This window comes from Hyphomicrobium sp. DMF-1, assembly GCF_027886585.1.
In the GTDB taxonomy this organism is placed as follows: domain Bacteria; phylum Pseudomonadota; class Alphaproteobacteria; order Rhizobiales; family Hyphomicrobiaceae; genus Hyphomicrobium_C; species Hyphomicrobium_C zavarzinii.
On the sequence record NZ_CP115706.1, the window covers coordinates 862,671 to 878,060 of the forward strand.

14 protein-coding genes are annotated in these 15,390 nt (G+C 62.7%); 8 read left to right on the forward strand and 6 right to left on the reverse strand.

Annotated elements, in window-relative coordinates:
- Nucleotides 1-279: 279 nt before the first annotated feature.
- From PE058_RS03825 to dinB, 5 genes are all read right to left on the reverse strand, one after another.
- On the reverse strand, nucleotides 280-1,332 hold the full coding sequence (locus PE058_RS03825; RefSeq protein ID WP_271029898.1) for a DUF7146 domain-containing protein: 1,053 nt from the start codon (nucleotides 1,330-1,332) through the stop codon (nucleotides 280-282).
- A 192-nt stretch (nucleotides 1,333-1,524) separates the two neighbouring features.
- A complete protein-coding gene (locus PE058_RS03830; protein WP_271029899.1) occupies nucleotides 1,525-3,522 on the reverse strand; it encodes a ParB/RepB/Spo0J family partition protein in 1,998 nt (665 codons plus the stop codon).
- A 151-nt stretch (nucleotides 3,523-3,673) separates the two neighbouring features.
- Nucleotides 3,674-4,051, reverse strand: coding sequence for a DUF2958 domain-containing protein (locus PE058_RS03835; RefSeq protein WP_271029900.1), 378 nt, complete (start codon nucleotides 4,049-4,051; stop codon nucleotides 3,674-3,676).
- Complete coding sequence (locus tag PE058_RS03840) at nucleotides 4,048-4,995, reverse strand: ArdC family protein (RefSeq protein WP_271029901.1); 948 nt, start codon at nucleotides 4,993-4,995, stop codon at nucleotides 4,048-4,050. The genes PE058_RS03835 and PE058_RS03840 overlap by 4 nt, the downstream gene beginning before the upstream one ends.
- 371 nt (nucleotides 4,996-5,366) lie before the next feature.
- The gene (dinB, locus tag PE058_RS03845) at nucleotides 5,367-6,440 is read right to left on the reverse strand and encodes a DNA polymerase IV (RefSeq protein ID WP_271029902.1); all 1,074 of its coding nucleotides are present in this window, start codon (nucleotides 6,438-6,440) and stop codon (nucleotides 5,367-5,369) included.
- Nucleotides 6,441-6,783: 343 nt separating this feature from the next.
- Here dinB and PE058_RS03850 point away from each other — a divergent pair, with 343 nt between their 5' ends.
- The 5 genes from PE058_RS03850 to PE058_RS03870 all read left to right on the forward strand — a co-directional run bounded on the left by PE058_RS03850 (nucleotide 6,784) and on the right by PE058_RS03870 (nucleotide 11,494).
- A complete protein-coding gene (locus PE058_RS03850) occupies nucleotides 6,784-7,092 on the forward strand; it encodes a hypothetical protein (RefSeq protein ID WP_271029903.1) in 309 nt (102 codons plus the stop codon).
- A gap of 90 nt (nucleotides 7,093-7,182) precedes the next feature.
- Nucleotides 7,183-8,814 carry a recombinase family protein gene (locus PE058_RS03855; protein WP_271029904.1) on the forward strand — a complete coding sequence of 544 codons (1,632 nt, stop codon included), beginning with the start codon at nucleotides 7,183-7,185 and terminating at the stop codon, nucleotides 8,812-8,814.
- Between the two features lie 154 nt (nucleotides 8,815-8,968).
- Complete coding sequence (locus PE058_RS03860; protein WP_271029905.1) at nucleotides 8,969-10,261, forward strand: tyrosine-type recombinase/integrase; 1,293 nt, start codon at nucleotides 8,969-8,971, stop codon at nucleotides 10,259-10,261.
- A 62-nt stretch (nucleotides 10,262-10,323) separates the two neighbouring features.
- Nucleotides 10,324-10,992 (forward strand): hypothetical protein, encoded by a 669-nt coding sequence (locus tag PE058_RS03865; RefSeq protein WP_271029906.1) that lies wholly within the window; start codon nucleotides 10,324-10,326, stop codon nucleotides 10,990-10,992.
- 253 nt (nucleotides 10,993-11,245) lie between these two features.
- Nucleotides 11,246-11,494: a helix-turn-helix transcriptional regulator gene (locus PE058_RS03870; RefSeq protein ID WP_271029907.1), complete on the forward strand. Its 249-nt coding sequence runs from the start codon at nucleotides 11,246-11,248 to the stop codon at nucleotides 11,492-11,494.
- 37 nt (nucleotides 11,495-11,531) lie between these two features.
- Here PE058_RS03870 and PE058_RS03875 read toward each other — a convergent pair whose 3' ends face one another.
- Nucleotides 11,532-12,143 carry a hypothetical protein gene (locus tag PE058_RS03875; protein ID WP_271029908.1) on the reverse strand — a complete coding sequence of 204 codons (612 nt, stop codon included), beginning with the start codon at nucleotides 12,141-12,143 and terminating at the stop codon, nucleotides 11,532-11,534.
- 812 nt (nucleotides 12,144-12,955) lie between these two features.
- On the opposite strand from PE058_RS03875, the gene PE058_RS03880 reads away from it, so the two are divergent.
- Genes PE058_RS03880 through PE058_RS03890 form a run of 3 tightly spaced genes read left to right on the forward strand, consistent with a single transcriptional unit; the run spans nucleotide 12,956 to nucleotide 15,360 of the window.
- Nucleotides 12,956-13,702 carry a ParA family protein gene (locus PE058_RS03880; RefSeq protein WP_271029909.1) on the forward strand — a complete coding sequence of 249 codons (747 nt, stop codon included), beginning with the start codon at nucleotides 12,956-12,958 and terminating at the stop codon, nucleotides 13,700-13,702.
- Nucleotides 13,665-13,991, forward strand: a complete 327-nt coding sequence (locus tag PE058_RS03885) for a ribbon-helix-helix domain-containing protein (RefSeq protein WP_271029910.1) — start codon at nucleotides 13,665-13,667, stop codon at nucleotides 13,989-13,991. The genes PE058_RS03880 and PE058_RS03885 overlap by 38 nt, the downstream gene beginning before the upstream one ends.
- 40 nt (nucleotides 13,992-14,031) lie before the next feature.
- A complete protein-coding gene (locus PE058_RS03890) occupies nucleotides 14,032-15,360 on the forward strand; it encodes a UDP-glucose dehydrogenase family protein (protein ID WP_271029911.1) in 1,329 nt (442 codons plus the stop codon).
- Nucleotides 15,361-15,390 lie beyond the last annotated feature (30 nt).

Below are 15,390 nucleotides of genomic sequence, written 5' to 3' on the forward strand. Positions count from 1 at the left end.
GCCCATCGCGGCCTTCCGGCGATCCCTCACGGCGGGCGGCGCGGGCCTGCACCGCGGGCGCGCAGCGACCGCGGCCGGAGCGGCAGCGGAGGACGGCGAGCACGGCTTTCTTGTCTCGCGAGGAATGGCGGCGCGTCAGCGCCGCCAGGGGAAGAAAGCCGCGCACAGCCGTTGCGGGGCCGGGCCGGCTGCCGTCCGATCGCCCCTTGAAGGCCGGGCGCGGCCCTGCGGCAGAGCAAGCCGGGGCGCGACTGGCCGCGATCGGAGCTCAGGCGCTCGTCAGGAGCGCTGGTCTATTGCCGGAAGGAGGAAGCGGGCGACGTCCTCGGGTGCGAGCTGCGGGCGTGCGATGGCCCGCAGGTCCTCGAGACCGAAGGCGACGAGGTCGTCGTTGAAATCGCCGAGGCGTGGCGAGAGCGGGATCGCCTCGATCCCGGCAGCTTCAGCGCGGCTGGTCAGCGTTGCCACGGCAGTGTCGCCGGCGGCGTCGGGGTCGCGGGCGATGTAGAGGCGACGCAGCGTGTCCGGGAACAGGATGGCGGCCAGATGCGGTGCCGACAGCGCGGCCAGCATCGCCGTGCCTGGAAGCGCCATACGCAGGGACAGGATGGTTTCGATGCCTTCGCCGGCCGCCATGACGTCGCCTGCCGCGCCGAAGCGGACGGAGTTGCCGAGCAACGTGCCCATCGCACGGCGCGGCATGTCGATCGGCGCCTTGCCGAGACCGGAGACGTCGAGCCATGTGCGCTGCACGCCGGTGATGGTGCCGGCGAGGTCGGTGACACGGGCGATCAGGGCCGGTCGGCTCTCGCGCGCAGCGGTGTCGGTCGCCCGGTAGTAGCAGCGTGGGTGGAAGCGGAGCGCATCGGTATCGTGCAGCCGATCGATGCCGCGATGGCGCAAATAGGTTGCAGCCAGCGTGCCGGCGATCGGCTGCGAGGCGGCGAACAGCCGGCGTGCCGCCTCGGGCGATCCGCTGGGAGCCGCGGTGGCCGGTGTCTTGGACTGCGGCTCGGGCTCGGGGCGCGGCAGGCTCAGGAACCGGCGCGCTTCGTCGGCAACGTCGCGGAACTCGAGCAGGCCGCAGGTCTCGCGGATGACGTCGAGCAGGTCGCCATGCTCGCCGGTGGCGGCGTCGGTCCATTTGCCGGCCGCTCCGGTGCCGCTCTCGGGACCGAACAGGCGCACGTACATGGATTGTCCGGGCGTGTTGCGGACGTCCCCGACAATCCAATGGCGCCCGACCCGCCGGCCGTTGGAGAGATAGTGACGGCACACCGCCTCGGCCTCGCGCGCGAGGCGGTGTGCCAGATCGGTGGCGGATGAGCGCATGGTCATCTGCATAGGACCCATAGAGACATCACGTCCAGACGCTCCGTTACGGCGCTATGTCGGTAATCTGAAGACGGCGCCAAAGAGACATATGTGTCCATCAGGACTCTCCTGAAACAAAAAGCCCGGCACGGGGCCGGGCGAGCCGAGTTGAGAGGGCGGGCGGCAGCCGAAGCTGCCGCCTCCCATGGTCTATTCGGCAGCCATGATGCGCGATGCTTCCGCGCCGTTGTTCTGTTCCAGGTCCGCCGTCCGCAACGGATCGGGCAGCCAGCCGGTGCCGTCGAGCAGGCGTTCGGCTTCCTTGGCCATCTCGACTTTCTTGATATGGGCGATGCGGTCGGCCGCCTTGGCGCCCTTGGCCTCGCGCACGGCGTCGAGGATGCGTGCCTTGGTCACGCGGCCCAGGTAGGAGTCCACGGTGGGCGTCCATCCGGCGGCCGCCATGTCGAGGCGCACGGCGGTGGCGAGGCGATCGGCATGCTGCAGCGCTTTCGGCCGGCGATCGTAGGATTGATGCACGGCGTTGATGGTGAGTCCCACGCAGTGGGCTAACAACGCTTGCCGGCTGTCACTGTCGAGATCGGCCAGCACGTCCCACAGATCGGCGGGGTTCTTCGGCATCTGGCCGGCCCAGTGCTTGTGGCGGGCGTCGATAGCCTTGGCGGACTGGGAGTCCGCAAGACCGGATGCGGCGCCGAACAGCACGCTCTTGGCCTCGATCTCGAGGCAGGTGTCGAAGCCGTAGCGATAGAAGAGCTTCAGGCATAGCGCATGCAGGGCCGCCCGGAGCGCCACGTCTGGGTCGGTAGCGACCGCATCGCGCAATGCCAGCGTGCGGTGCGTGGTGAGCTCCGTGAGGAGGCGGTCGGACAGCGGGCGCACGCCCTCGTCCTCGTCCGGATCGTCGACGGCGGGCTCATCGTCCGTATCGGCTTCGATCCCGGTAGCGGTCGTTCTTTCCGAGCCGGGTGCGTCGTCGTCGGAGTCGCCCTCGGCGCCTTCTGCTTCGGACTCGTCCTCGGGCTGGACGTATCCGCGCTCTACGTGGAGCACGCCCGCGCCGTCAATGCTGACGAAGGCGCCGGCGCGCGCGATCTCGTCCGGCTCATAGACGACAGGGCGCTCGTCGAACGCCGTCAGCGCGGTCTCGATTTCGCCAAGCCGCTGGTCAACGTCTTCCGGGATCTCGTCGGCTTCGGCGTACATGGCCTCGAGCTGGTCGAGCTCGGCCTGGAGTGCATCGCGCGCCGCGACCTCCTCTTCGCTTATCGGCACCTCGCGCCCGCGCAGCCGGCGGAGACCATAGGTGTGGCCGTAAGGAAGCTCGGGCGCCACCTCGATCCATTTCCAGCCCTCGGCCCGGATGGCGTCGGCTTCGCGCTCGAGCTTGTCGGCGACGAGCTTCTCGAGCAGGGCCGGCTCCTGGAGCCAGCCGCCGTCATCGGACTCGAACAGGTCGCGCAGGATCGTGCCGCCCGCTTCCTCGTAGGCCGTCGTGCCGACGAACAGCGCCCGCTTGTCGGAAACCCGTACCGACCCTTCGGTGAGCATGCGCCGGATCTGATAGGGCTCGCTTCTATAGGACCGCTGCAGGGCCTCCCACACCTGCTCCTGGCGCGCATGGTCGGGATTGACGGTGAAGGCCATGAGTTGGTCGAGCGTCATGCCGTCCTCGGCGTAGACGTCGAGCAACGACGGTGCCACCGCCGCGAGCCGTAGGCGCTGGTGCACGATAGCGACCGAGACGAAGAAGGCGGCGGCGATCTCCTCCTCGGACTGGCCTTTCTCGCGCAGGGTGAGGAAGGCGCGGAATTGATCGAGCGGATGCAGAGGCGCGCGCTGCACGTTCTCGGCCAGGCTGTCCTCCTCGGCGATGCCGCCGGTGCGGATGACGCACGGAATGGGTGCGGTCTTGGGAAGGCGCTTCTTCTTGATGAGAAGCTCGAGCGCCCGGTAGCGTCGTCCGCCGGCCGGAACCTCGTAGAGTCCGGTCTCGTTGCCGTCGGCATCGCACACCGGGCGCACGGTGAGGCTCTGCAGCAACGTGCGCCGGGCGATGTCCTCGGCCAGCTCCTCGATGGCGACGCCGGCCTTGATACGCCGAACGTTAGACTGGCTGAGGACGAGCTTGTTGAATGGGATGTCGCGCGAGACGCTGAGCGCGATTTTGGGAAGGGTTTTGGCCATTTCGGGGTTCTCCACGACGGGCGGCCCGAGACTCTCTCGCGACCTCCAACCCGTCACGAACTCCACACCCCTCTCTTCCTCTGGCCTGCTTCGCACCGGGTGGAACGGCACGCCGCGCGCCACGCTGCGTGCCGTTGGAAGCGAGCGGGACTCACTCCGTCTGTCGCAGCGCCCCGGCTGCGGCCTTCAGAAGCTCGTCGTCGAGGACGATGCGGCCGGCCGTGTGCGCGGCTGCGGCATAGACCGACAACGGGAACGTGCCCTCGAACCAGAGGTCGCGCTCGATGCCGAGGCCGAGCGGAAGCCGCACTGACGCCATCTCCGTCAGGCTGAAGGCACCAAGCTCCGGACAGCCGAAGCCAAGGTCGGCGAGTCCGAACAACGTGTCGTTATCCTCGTCGAGTTCGGTGACGAGCCAGGTCGCGGCGCCGAGGGGATTGAAGAACTTGACCACGGGGACGTGATCGACATCACGCAGGCGCCCGTTAGCGAGCAGGCGTTCGTGCAGCTCCGGGGTGAGGAGGATCATGCCGCCCTCCGTCCATTCGAGGCTGTGTCGCCGGCTTCGGGCAAGAAACCCAAGAGATAGTCGGCGGCCTTGCTTGCGAGCGATGCGGCACGGACGATGGCGCGGTTGTCTTCCCGCAGGACCTCCAACCACGATCCGATGTAGTCGGCATGGCGGACGGTCGGCGCGATGCCGAGCGCGGCGCAGCAGAACGCCGCGTTCATCTCGGCGACCAGCTCCTCGAACGCGTATTTGCGGGAGCCGAAGGCCCCCGCGAGATCACGGTTCAACCGCGAGGCATGTCCCGAGGCGTGGCCGAGCTCGTGCAAGGCGGTCCGGTGCCAGTTGATCGGCTCGAAGAACGCGGCCGGTGGCGGCACCTGCACGTAATCTTCGGACGGCGTATAGAAGGCCCGGTTGCCACCGATGCGGAAGTCGATGCCGGTAGCCTTGATCAAGGCATCGACACGCGGCTCGATGGTGCCCGGAGGGGGAGGCGGCGCGACGGTTGCGATCTCGTCGGGCAACCCATCGCACTGGTCGGTGTTGAAGACGGTGAAGCGCTTGAGGAACGGAATGGCGCGGGCTTCGCCGCCGCTGGCCGCCGCGCGTCGCTTGGCGTTGTCTGGTATGAAACGGTCGGCATAGACGACGGTGATGCCGCGCTCGCCTTTGCGGACGTTGCCGCCGAGCGCGAGAGCTTGGCGAAACGTCAGCCAGCTCTGGCCGGCGTAACCCTGCTCGATGACTGCGCCCCAGAGGATGAGGACGTTGATCCCGGAGTAAGTGCGGTTGGTCGACGCGTTCTTCGGCATCGCGAGCTGCGCCTTGGCGGACTGCGTGCCCCAGGGCTGCACCCAGGGCACACGGCCATCCTCCAGCTCGGCGATGATCTTGTTGGTGATGTCGTCGTAGAACGCGGGCCGGTTGCCGCCGGCACCAGTAGGAGAAGGGGATTTGGACATCGCGGGCCTCCACGACGGGCCGGCAAGAGCCTCTCTCTCGCCACCTCGAGCCCGTCACGGCGACCACCGCCCACCTCTGTCTCGTCTCCACGGCAGCCGGCCGGACCTCGGGCACGGGACCTCGCGCGGCTGGAATGCGCCGACACCTGGTGCTCATGGTCCTGCGCCAGGTCCGTAACCCGCATGGGCCGAGACCCGCGACTCTTGCCGGGCTCGCCTCCGGCAAGACGCGGGGCTCGGGCGCGTGGCCCGGGCCGCAACGGGCCACGCGGTAGGGCCGACCGCGGCCCTCTTGGCCGCGGGGCGCCCAACAACAGCGGATGAGGACTCTGCGAACGGTGACGACACCCTCGCCGACCCGCGCCACGCGCTCACTCTTCGCGAAGCAATTCCAACTCCAGCTGCGGAATGGTCTGGTCCTCGCTCGTCAGTTTGGAGACCGACACCCCGACGAGGCGCACGCCCACCGTCACCGGATACACTGTGCGAACCAGTGCCACGCTGAGCTCCCGCAGCCTAGTTTGCGTCGTGACTGGCGATGAAACCGTCCGGCTGCGCGTGATCAGCCGGAAATCCGTGTACTTCACTTTCACCGTGACCGTGTGCCCGTAGGTCGCCGTCTTCTCGCACCAGGTCCACACGTCGTCGGCCATCGCAACGATACCGGCCTCGATGTCGGCCGCAGCAAACAGGTCGTCCGAGAAGGTGGTCTCGCTGCCGGACGATTTCCGTTCCCGGTTCGGCACCACCGCCCGGTGATCCTCGCCACGCGCAATCCCGTAGTACCAGGCCCCTGACTTGCCGAAGTGCTCCTCCAAGAACGCGAGCGTCTGCCGCTTGAGGTCGGCGCCGGTATGGATGCCGAGCGCCTTCATCTTTTCGGCCGTCACCGGCCCGACACCATGAAACCGTTCCACCGGCAGGCCATCCACGAACACTGGACCTTGGTTGGGCGTCACCACGAACTGTCCGTTGGGCTTCCTCTGGTCGGAGGCCAGCTTGGCAAGGAACTTGTTGTAGGAGACGCCGGCCGAGGCCGTGAGGCCAGTCTGCTCGAGGATGCGCGCGCGGATCTCGGTTGCGGTCTCCGAGGCGGTCGGGATGCCGCGCAGGTTCTCCGTCACGTCCAGGTAGGCTTCGTCCAGGGACAACGGCTCCACCAGCGGCGTGTAGGCGTGGAAGATCTCTCGGATCTCGTTCGATACCGTCCGATAAACATCGAACCGCGGGGGGACGAACAGGAGCTCCGGGCACTTGCGCAGCGCGGTGGCGGACGGCATGGCCGAGCGAACGCCGAAAGCCCGCGCTTCATAGCTCGCCGCTGCCACGACGCCGCGCTTGACGGCGGAGCCGACCGCCACCGGCTTTCCGCGCAGGTCGGGGTTGTCCCGCTGCTCGATGGACGCATAGAAGGCGTCCATGTCGATGTGGATGATCTTGCGCATGGGGCGAGTTCACACCAAAACGCGTGCGAGAGCTACCGCCCTGGCCTCTGTGACAACCGCAAACATTGGATCAATAGCAGATCCACGCCGCACGTCCGCTGATGGCTGTTAGATATGTCATCGACGCTAAGGCTTGTCGCATCACGACTGCCATCGAATGTTTCTCTCTCTACGGCCGCATCAACCACGTTGCGGAGGACACGAGGTTCCTGCGCCTGCCTTCAACTACTCCCAAATTCCCACGTTTTTCGCGTTTTCCTCGTTGCCGCGAACGCGTGCCGCCGAGATGCTTGGTCGAGCCTTGCGCCGATAGCGGTGCGCAACCAGACAACTTCGGACGTGCATGAGAAAGAATGACAACAAAGACGGAAGCACCACACCGTCGGCCGCGCAGCACGATCAGCAGCGCATAAATCCGGGGACGACGGGCGACGGGAATGTTGCGGGTGAGATCGCGCCGGCAAAGCTCGAAGCCTATCTGGCTCATCTGGAACATTTCGATGTTCCGCTTGAGGTGAAGATCGAGATGATTCGCGCTTTGCAGCAAATCATGCAGAGCTTCGTCGACCGCGCTTTTGGCGACGATCCCGCACAGCTTGCATGCGGCGATCCAATCGACGCCAATGTGCGTTCGGGTCCCGACGTGCTATGAAGTGAGCGTGGGGAGTCCCCACAAATCTGACCTATTAGCTAGCGACTTTTCGATATCGCGCGAGGCGCCGGAGGAGAGAGTGGTTGACGAATGAATACCGCACTCGTCGTGACAAAGGCCCTGATCTATTGCCGCGTCTCGAGCTCGAAGCAGGCGAGCGAAGGGCACGGCTTGGATCTGCAGGAGATGCGGTGCCGGCAATATGCCGAACGCTTGGGCTATGAGGTTGAGGCGGTCTTTCCAGACGATGTCTCCGGGGGCGGCGACTTCATGAAGCGGCCCGGCATGGTCGCCTTGCTCAGCTATCTTGATGCCCAACGTGGACACAAGGACTACGTCGTCATCTTCGACGACCTGAAACGGTTCGCTCGCGATACGGAGTTCCATATCCAGTTGCGGCGCGCATTCCAGAAACGCCGTGCTCGCGTCGAGTGCCTTAACTTCCGCTTCGACGACACGCCAGAGGGCAAGTTCGTCGAAACGATCTTCGCCGCACAAGGCGAACTTGAACGCGAGCAGAATCGCCGCCAGGTGATCCAGAAGATGCAGGCGCGTGCCGCTCGCGGCTATTGGGTCTTCTACCCCCCGATCGGCTATCGGTACGAAAGGGTCTCCGGTCACGGCAAGCTTTTGGTACGCCGCGAGCCATTGGCAAGGATCGTCAAGGAGGCGCTGCAAGGCTATGCCAGCGGCAGGCTCGAGACCCAGTCAGAGGTGCAGCGGTTTCTCGAGGATCAGCCCGAATGGCCCAAGGATCGGCACGGCGGCGTCCATCCCGAGCGTGTCGCCGAATTGCTCGCTCGCCCCGTCTATGCCGGCTACATCGACTATCCGAAATGGGGATTGAACTACGTCCCTGCTCACCATGAGGCGCTGATCTCATTTGAGACTTGGCAGGCCATTCAGGACAGGCGGCGCGGCGCCGCGAGGGCGCCGGCGCGCAAGGACATCGGCCACGACTTTCCTCTGCGCGGCTTTGTCACTTGCGCCTGCTGCGGCGAGGCGATGACGGCTTGCTGGTCCAAGGGGCGGAGCCGCAGCTACGGGTACTACCTGTGCGATACGAAGGGGTGTCCTGAATCGCGGAAGTCTATTCGTAAGGAGGTGGTCGAAGGCGACTTCGAGGTTTTGCTTACAGGGCTGGTTCCCGCTCAAGGGCTGCTCGAGCTGGCTCTGGACGTGCTGCGCGATTGTTGGGATGCGCGTATCACCAAGGGGCGTCAACGGCTCGCCTCGCTTCAGGAGACCCTGCGCGACATCGAGCGCAAGGTCGATCAGTTGCTCGACCGACTGATGAAGGCGAGTGGTGTGTCTGTGATCACCGCCTATGAGCGCCGTGTGCGTGAACTCGAATCGCAGAAGGCGTTGACCAGCGACCGCATCGCTGCGTGCGGCAAGCCACAGGCCTCGTTTGAAGAGACTTATCGAACCGCCTTGAGGTTTCTGAGAAGCCCTTGGAAACTGTGGTATTCCGAGCGCATCGAGGACCGCCGAGCGCTCCTACGCTTGGTGTTCGCCGAACGTCTGGTCTATGTCCGAGGCAAGGGTTATCGAACCGCTAGAATCTCTATGCCGTTCAAGCTGTTAGGTGACGAGATTCTGCGCAAAACCGGAGTGGTGGAGCCGAGGGGAATCGAACCCCTGACCTCTGCAGTGCGATTGCCCCCGAGAACTTTCCGACAGGTTCTGCAGCGTTCCACGACGTGCATGATAACGCATTGATTTGCCGTATTTAATAGACTTTAATCCGGCAATCTGCAATAACTTCGTTACTCGCGACGCACCGTTTCCGTGCGTGACAGGTGCGTGACAGAATTCAGAACCCCTGCATTCTGGCGCCCTCTACCCCTGACCTCTTTTCTACCGAGTCTTGCAGATGCCCACGCTGAAGGCCAATCACCGCGTGATCGCCGCCGCAAAGCCCGTTGGCGGCAAACGCACCCGCTACCGCATCGAAGGCGTCGAAGGCCTGTGGCTCGACGTCAGCGCTACAGGGCGCCGTTACTGGTATGTCCGTTACCAGCCGGGCGGCCGCCAGACCCGCACGGAGCGTTGGTACCGCCTCGGCGACGCAAGCTCAGTGGGGCTCGCCGACGCCAGCACGCGCGCGCGCGACATCCTTACGGACGCCTACGCCAAGGAGAAGGACCCCCATGCGGAGCGCGCCGCCAAGCGCTCCGAGACGCTGACCTTGGCCGACCTTTATCAGGACTGGTACGACCGCCACGCCGAGCCATCGCTCGCGCGCGCCGCAACCGACCAGTCGATTTACCGGACCCATCTCGAAAACGGTCTCGGCAAGGAGAGGGTCGCCACGCTCAAGCGCGCGGAGATCGGCAAGTTGCGCGACAAGGTCGCCAAACACTCCGGCCCTATCGCGTCCAACAATGTCCTGATCCTCGTCAACCGCGTGCTCAACTGGGCCGTCGATGAAGGCCTTATCGAGTTCAATCCGGCGGCACGGCTTCGCAAGGTCGGACAGGTGAAGCCGCGCGAGCGCGTCTTATCCGAAGACGACATCGTGAAGTTCTGGAATGCGCTTGCGGCGATGGAGACCATGACAGGGGAGCACATGGCCCGTGGTGAGGCCGGCCGCATGCTCAGTCCTGCCACACGCTCGGTCTTACGACTCTTGCTCCTGACCGGGCAGCGCCGCAGCGAAATCGTCCAGGCCGAGAAATCAGAGCTCGAACTGAACATCGCGGAACCCGTCTGGACCATTCCGGGCGAGCGCACCAAGAACGGTCTCCTGCATCGCCTCCCCTTGTGCCCTAGGGCCAAGGCCGAGTTCGCGAAGGCCGTCGCGGCAAGCCCTGCCGGGAGCCGCTACGTGTTCCCCTCACCCGTTTCCGAGGAGGACGAGCCGATCCTGGCGACGACGGTCACGCGCGCCATGGACCGGCTGGTGACGCAGCTGAAGATGAGCAAGGCCTCGCCGCATGACCTGCGGCGCACGGTTGGCACCGAGATGGCCCGTCTTGGCTTGCCGGTGCACGTGCGCTCCCTCGTGCTCAATCACAGTCCCATGAGTCGCGGCATCACCGACGCCGTCTACAACCGCTACGCCTATGACAAGGAAAAGCGCGAGGCTCTGATGGCCTGGGAGGAGCGCCTGCGGCAGCTCACGAGCCCTATCCCCAGTTCCGTTGAAAAAATATACGTGACTTAGTTTACATGGGACTGAAGCCATGAGATGACCGTTCCGGCGCCGCTCGAACTCACGAGGTCAGCATGACGAAACCCGGCAAACCCGCAGAGCAGGCTAAGGCGCGCGCTGGAAGCAAGCCGGTGATCCGCGTTGTAACGCCCAGACGGCATACGGAGACGAGTGAAAGCAAGCGTATGTCGAAGACCGCAGGCCAGCCGGAAACGCTTGATCGGGAGCGCCTCCGCTCCTTCCTCACCCAATCTCCACCAACCGCCCCAAGGCGCGATGCTGAACGGCCGACGTTCCTGAGCGATGCGAAGGCCGCGTTCGAGCGTGCCGCCGATGCGGACGGGCTCGATGCGCAACAGCGCATCGCTGCACTTCGGGAGCTATTACAGACTTACGAAGCCCGTACGGCCTCAACGCTTCCGTTGCCAAGCAAAGCCCCCCAGTTGTGGGTGGATCGTGATCCTGCGCTGAAAGAAAGCCCGGCCGCCTTTACCCGCCGGGTCTATGGGCCGTGGATCGGCACCGGCTTCACACGCCCGCAGCTCCGCGCGCTCGATGACGCCCTCTACCACGCCCTTTCGGTGTGGGAGCACCGGCACCCCGAGGACACCATTAAAGACCTCCCTACCCTCGCCGAGGTCATCGACAGCAAGATCGCCCGGTTGGCCGATGAGTTCTCCCCCGACGAACTGCGCAAGCTCGGGGCCACCCTGCAGACGCGCTTACGACGGTCCAAACAATAGGCAGCATTGAGTCTCGTCAGCGTTTTTCATGCCGCTAGGTCGAGAATCACTATTTTTCACCGCCCATCACTGTTTTTCATGAGCAGCCAGTTCTGAGAGATCCGGAGCCAATAGAAAAACTAGACTAGACAATTTTATCATTGCGCGTTATGACAAAGACACCGGCCAGAACGGCCGGACGTCTCGCGTCGCCTCCCGACAAACCCCGATACATGCAGCTGACGCCCCTCCCCCGGGCGCAAAAGGAGCCCCCATGCTTGAACCGAACATGAGCAGCATGATCCTCGCGGATCTCAAAATCCTGACCAAGAAAGAGCTAAGAGAAATCGTCCCCTACACGCCCCAGCACATCCACAGGCTCGAAAAAGCCGGCAAGTTTCCAAGGAGACTGCAGCTCGGTGCCAACAGGGTGGGCTGGAAGCTCTCGGACATCCAGGCCTGGATCGACGGCAGAACATCACCGGCAGTCAACTACCTGGAAGACGACGAGATCCCCTATTGAAGATGCCCGCCTCCGAGTCTCTCGGGGGCGGGTTTTTTTACGGAATGGGCGCGAAATCCGGCAGCGCCAGCGGCAACGACGCCTGATCCGACTCGGCTTGACGCAACTTGTAGCCCTTCACGAAGGCCAAGCGGTCGCCGTTGAACATGAAGCGGATGTTGACGAAGAACTGACCATCGATGGTGCTGCGGTACAGGAAATCTTTGTCAAGCAACTCGCGTAAGCCGCGAAAATACGTGGTCTTTGGCAGGTTATGGTCCCGCGTGCTGAGCAGAACCGAATCCTGACCGGGCCGCTCGCGCAGTTGATTGTAGACAATCTCGAACACCGCGAGCCCTGCCTTCGAGAGGCCAGCCGCCTGCTTCAAGCCCGCTAGATAGAGCTTCACAAAGCGCTCCTTGTCGACCTCCTCGAACTCATACGAGATGGCCCCTCCCCGCCCCAGAATCTCCCCGGTTCCGTTATCGACCACGAAGCCTTTATGCTCATCACCGATTTGTACGCGCTTGGTGCGGGAAATCTCGGCGCTGCTGGGAATTGAGGGATTCACCCGATATAACGGGACCCCGTGTTTCGTGGTGACGGCTTCGGAATGTAATAAATTTCCCATTTTTGACTCGTGAAAATGAAACTGTTGTTCCAACAACATGAACAACAATTCCCAATAAGGCAAGTCGAATTTGGGAATTTATTTCAATTATCCGGGAATTAATTTTCTGAATCTGGGAGTCGCTATGGCTGATTTCTGCGCCTCCCGAGAGATTCCCTTCTTATCATATAAAAAGGGGGCGGCGCGAAGCGCTCCCATCCCACAGGGGGCCGTAGCAAGCGACGCCCCACCCCGAAGAGATCGCGAAGGGTGAAACTATCATCCTAAAGACCGTCCATCATCATGGTCGAGAGAAAGTGGGCTTGCCAGGAGGGTGCTAAGCCAGACATCTACCTCCAAATTCCGCCACTGCCCTCATCCAAAATTGTGAGCTTGAGCGCTCGTGCTGCTGCATTCAAAGCGTCGAAGCGGCCTACTCTCCCCAGCTTGAGCGTGTCGCGGTCGACCGATAGGCCAAGCCATCCACCGACGGATGCTGGTCCAGACTATCCGTGCCTAAGATTGGGCGAGGAACGCGCCGCACGATCAGTCATGCAGACAAGCCTTCGTGTCTTTATGTCTATTTGCCGAACAGCTGACTGGAAGGCATGGCGACATTCCATTTTGTCTTCTTTCCTAAATCTCTACTCTGAGACGATTACACATTCACCTCTATCGACATGCCGTTATGATGACATGTCGTGTGGACTGCATGCATTCAGCTCGGCATGCTGATAAGTAGTATATATTTCAAAATTGGATCTCGACATTTATTCAGCGCAAGATCGCTGCATTCCAAAATGCATACAATTCAGCATGGAGATATAACGGCAATTAGAAATGACTTGCCAACAAAGAGCGAATCTTCAACCATGATTGCAGATACACCTAGATGTAGACATCGCAACATGAAGACATTGAGTTTCATCTGCCAAAAAGGGGGGACCGGCAAAACGACCCTCGCACTCAACATCGCCGTCGAGGCTATGCGCCGGGGCTTCACCGTGGCCGTCATCGATCTCGACCCCCAGCCAAGCGCATGTGCTTGGAGCGACCTGAGGGCCACCCGCGATGAGCCCGTGGTCATCGACGCGAAGCCCTCGCGACTTGCAGCAGCCGTCGAGACAGCGCGGGCGCAGGAGGGTCTCGACCTCCTGATCATTGATACCGGCGGTCGAACGGAGGAGGGGGCCTTCGCTGCCGCAAAGGCTTCGGATCTTGTCGTGGTGCCTGTGCAGCCGTCCGCCGTCGACCTCAAATCGATACCCGCTACGAGAGACCTGATCGCAATGGCCGGTGCGCCGAAGGCGCTCGCGGTGATCACGCGCACGAAGCCTTTCGGCACACGGCACAAGGAAAGCGCAGCGTGGCTCGGTCAGTCAAAGATATCCGTCTCGGATACCGTCATTGGCGACCGCATTACATTTCAGGATGCCTATGCCGCGGGGCAGGGGGTCTCCGAGTACGCGCCGTCATCGCGCGCGGCGGATGAGGTCGGCGAACTCTTTCGAGACATCGCAATCCGCCTAGGATTGAAGTCAACACGACATGCCAACAAGAAGAAAAGTGGAGATGTAGACAATGGCAAGCAAACGACCAAACCTCGCCGCGCTCGTTGAGGCGGCTGGCAGCGTGCGCATCGAGCCGGTTCGTAAGACGATGCCGGCGGCACCCACCAACCAGACGGAAAGCAGGGCAGGGGAGGGGAACGGCAAGCCTCACGCCCCATCGCGGATCGGGCAGAAGCCCATCACGGCATTCTTTCCCGAAGAAGTCCGCGTTCAGCTCAAGATGATGGCCGCCGAACAACGCCAGAGCATGGAAAGCCTTATAGGCGAAGCGCTCAACGATCTGTTCGCAAAATATGGGAAGCCCGAACTCATTAGCCTCAGGTCCCAGGCCCAGTAATTCCATCCACCATCCCTAAACCCTTTATATTTCAGACACGATGAAGATCACGATTTTTGGTAGCGGTTATGTGGGGCTGGTGACGGGGGCGTGTCTGGCCGATATCGGGCACAACGTCGTGTGCGTAGACCGTGACGAAGCCAAAACCGAAGCGCTCAAGCGCGGTGTCGTGCCCATTTACGAGCCGGGCCTTGATGCCAAGATCGAAGCGAACGTTAAAGCCGGCCGCCTGCATTTCACGACCGATGCCAAAGAAGGTGTGGAACATGGCCGCGTTGTTTTCATAGCTGTCGGCACCCCGCCGGATGAAGACGGATCCGCCGATATTTCTGCCGTTCTTGCGGTTGCCAAAACCATCGCCATCTACATGACGGAACCCACCATCGTGGTTACAAAATCCACGGTCCCCGTGGGCAGCGCCGATCAGGTGCGCGATGTGATGGAACAGACATTGAAGGCGCAAGGCAAAACCGTACCCTTCGATGTGGCATCCAACCCCGAGTTCCTCAAAGAGGGCAACGCAATCGAGGACTTCGAAAAGCCCGATCGAATTGTGGTGGGCGTAGCCAATCACGCAACGGCCGAAGCCCTGCGCGAGATTTACGCGCCGTTTAACCGCAGATCCAATCGCATGGTGGAGATGGATATCCGCTCGGCCGAGCTTACGAAATACGCGGCAAACGCCATGCTGGCCACCAAGATCAGCTTCATGAACGAACTCTCCAATCTTGCCGATGCACTGGGCGCCGATATCGAACAGGTGCGTGTGGGCATCGGGTCCGACGCGCGTATCGGGTACCACTTCATTTACCCGGGCGCAGGCTACGGCGGCTCGTGCTTCCCCAAGGATGTAAAGGCACTGGCTGCCATGGGCCGCAAAAAGAACGTGCCCGTCAAACTGGTCGAAGCGGTTGAAGACGTGAACGAACGCCAAAAGCTGGTTCTGGTCGATAAAATCGACAAGCACTTCGGCAAAAAGGACCTTGCAGGCAAGGTATTTGCCTTGTGGGGACTTGCCTTCAAACCGGCGACCGACGACATGCGCGAGGCGCCCAGCCGCGCCATCATGGAAGCCCTGTGGGCGCGTGGCGCCATCGTCAGGGCCTACGATCCAAAAGCGATGGAGGAATGCCACCGCATTTACGGCGACAGGGCTGATCTGGTTCTCTGCGCGTCCGCAAACGAAGCGGTAACCGGCGCTGACGCGCTGGTGGTCGTGACGGAGTGGAAGGAATTTCAGGCCATCGATGCCGAGGATCTCAAAGCCCGCTTGAAAACACCCGTCATATTCGACGGGCGCAATATCTACGATCCCGAGAGACAGGCCCAGTACGGGCTCTTGTACTACGGAATCGGCCGCGCCGCGTGATCTGTCTCAGCGGTCCTCCGGTGTGCCATT

Coding starts and splice junctions, on each gene's coding strand:
- PE058_RS03825 (WP_271029898.1), bottom strand. CDS start 1,332: ATGCGCTCATCCGCCACCGATCTGGCACACCGCCTCGCGCGCGAGGCC.
- PE058_RS03830 (WP_271029899.1), bottom strand. CDS start 3,522: ATGGCCAAAACCCTTCCCAAAATCGCGCTCAGCGTCTCGCGCGACATC.
- PE058_RS03835 (WP_271029900.1), bottom strand. CDS start 4,051: ATGATCCTCCTCACCCCGGAGCTGCACGAACGCCTGCTCGCTAACGGG.
- PE058_RS03840 (WP_271029901.1), bottom strand. CDS start 4,995: ATGTCCAAATCCCCTTCTCCTACTGGTGCCGGCGGCAACCGGCCCGCG.
- dinB (WP_271029902.1), bottom strand. CDS start 6,440: ATGCGCAAGATCATCCACATCGACATGGACGCCTTCTATGCGTCCATC.
- PE058_RS03850 (WP_271029903.1), top strand. CDS start 6,784: ATGAGAAAGAATGACAACAAAGACGGAAGCACCACACCGTCGGCCGCG.
- PE058_RS03855 (WP_271029904.1), top strand. CDS start 7,183: ATGAATACCGCACTCGTCGTGACAAAGGCCCTGATCTATTGCCGCGTC.
- PE058_RS03860 (WP_271029905.1), top strand. CDS start 8,969: ATGCCCACGCTGAAGGCCAATCACCGCGTGATCGCCGCCGCAAAGCCC.
- PE058_RS03865 (WP_271029906.1), top strand. CDS start 10,324: ATGACGAAACCCGGCAAACCCGCAGAGCAGGCTAAGGCGCGCGCTGGA.
- PE058_RS03870 (WP_271029907.1), top strand. CDS start 11,246: ATGCTTGAACCGAACATGAGCAGCATGATCCTCGCGGATCTCAAAATC.
- PE058_RS03875 (WP_271029908.1), bottom strand. CDS start 12,143: ATGTTGTTGGAACAACAGTTTCATTTTCACGAGTCAAAAATGGGAAAT.
- PE058_RS03880 (WP_271029909.1), top strand. CDS start 12,956: ATGATTGCAGATACACCTAGATGTAGACATCGCAACATGAAGACATTG.
- PE058_RS03885 (WP_271029910.1), top strand. CDS start 13,665: ATGGCAAGCAAACGACCAAACCTCGCCGCGCTCGTTGAGGCGGCTGGC.
- PE058_RS03890 (WP_271029911.1), top strand. CDS start 14,032: ATGAAGATCACGATTTTTGGTAGCGGTTATGTGGGGCTGGTGACGGGG.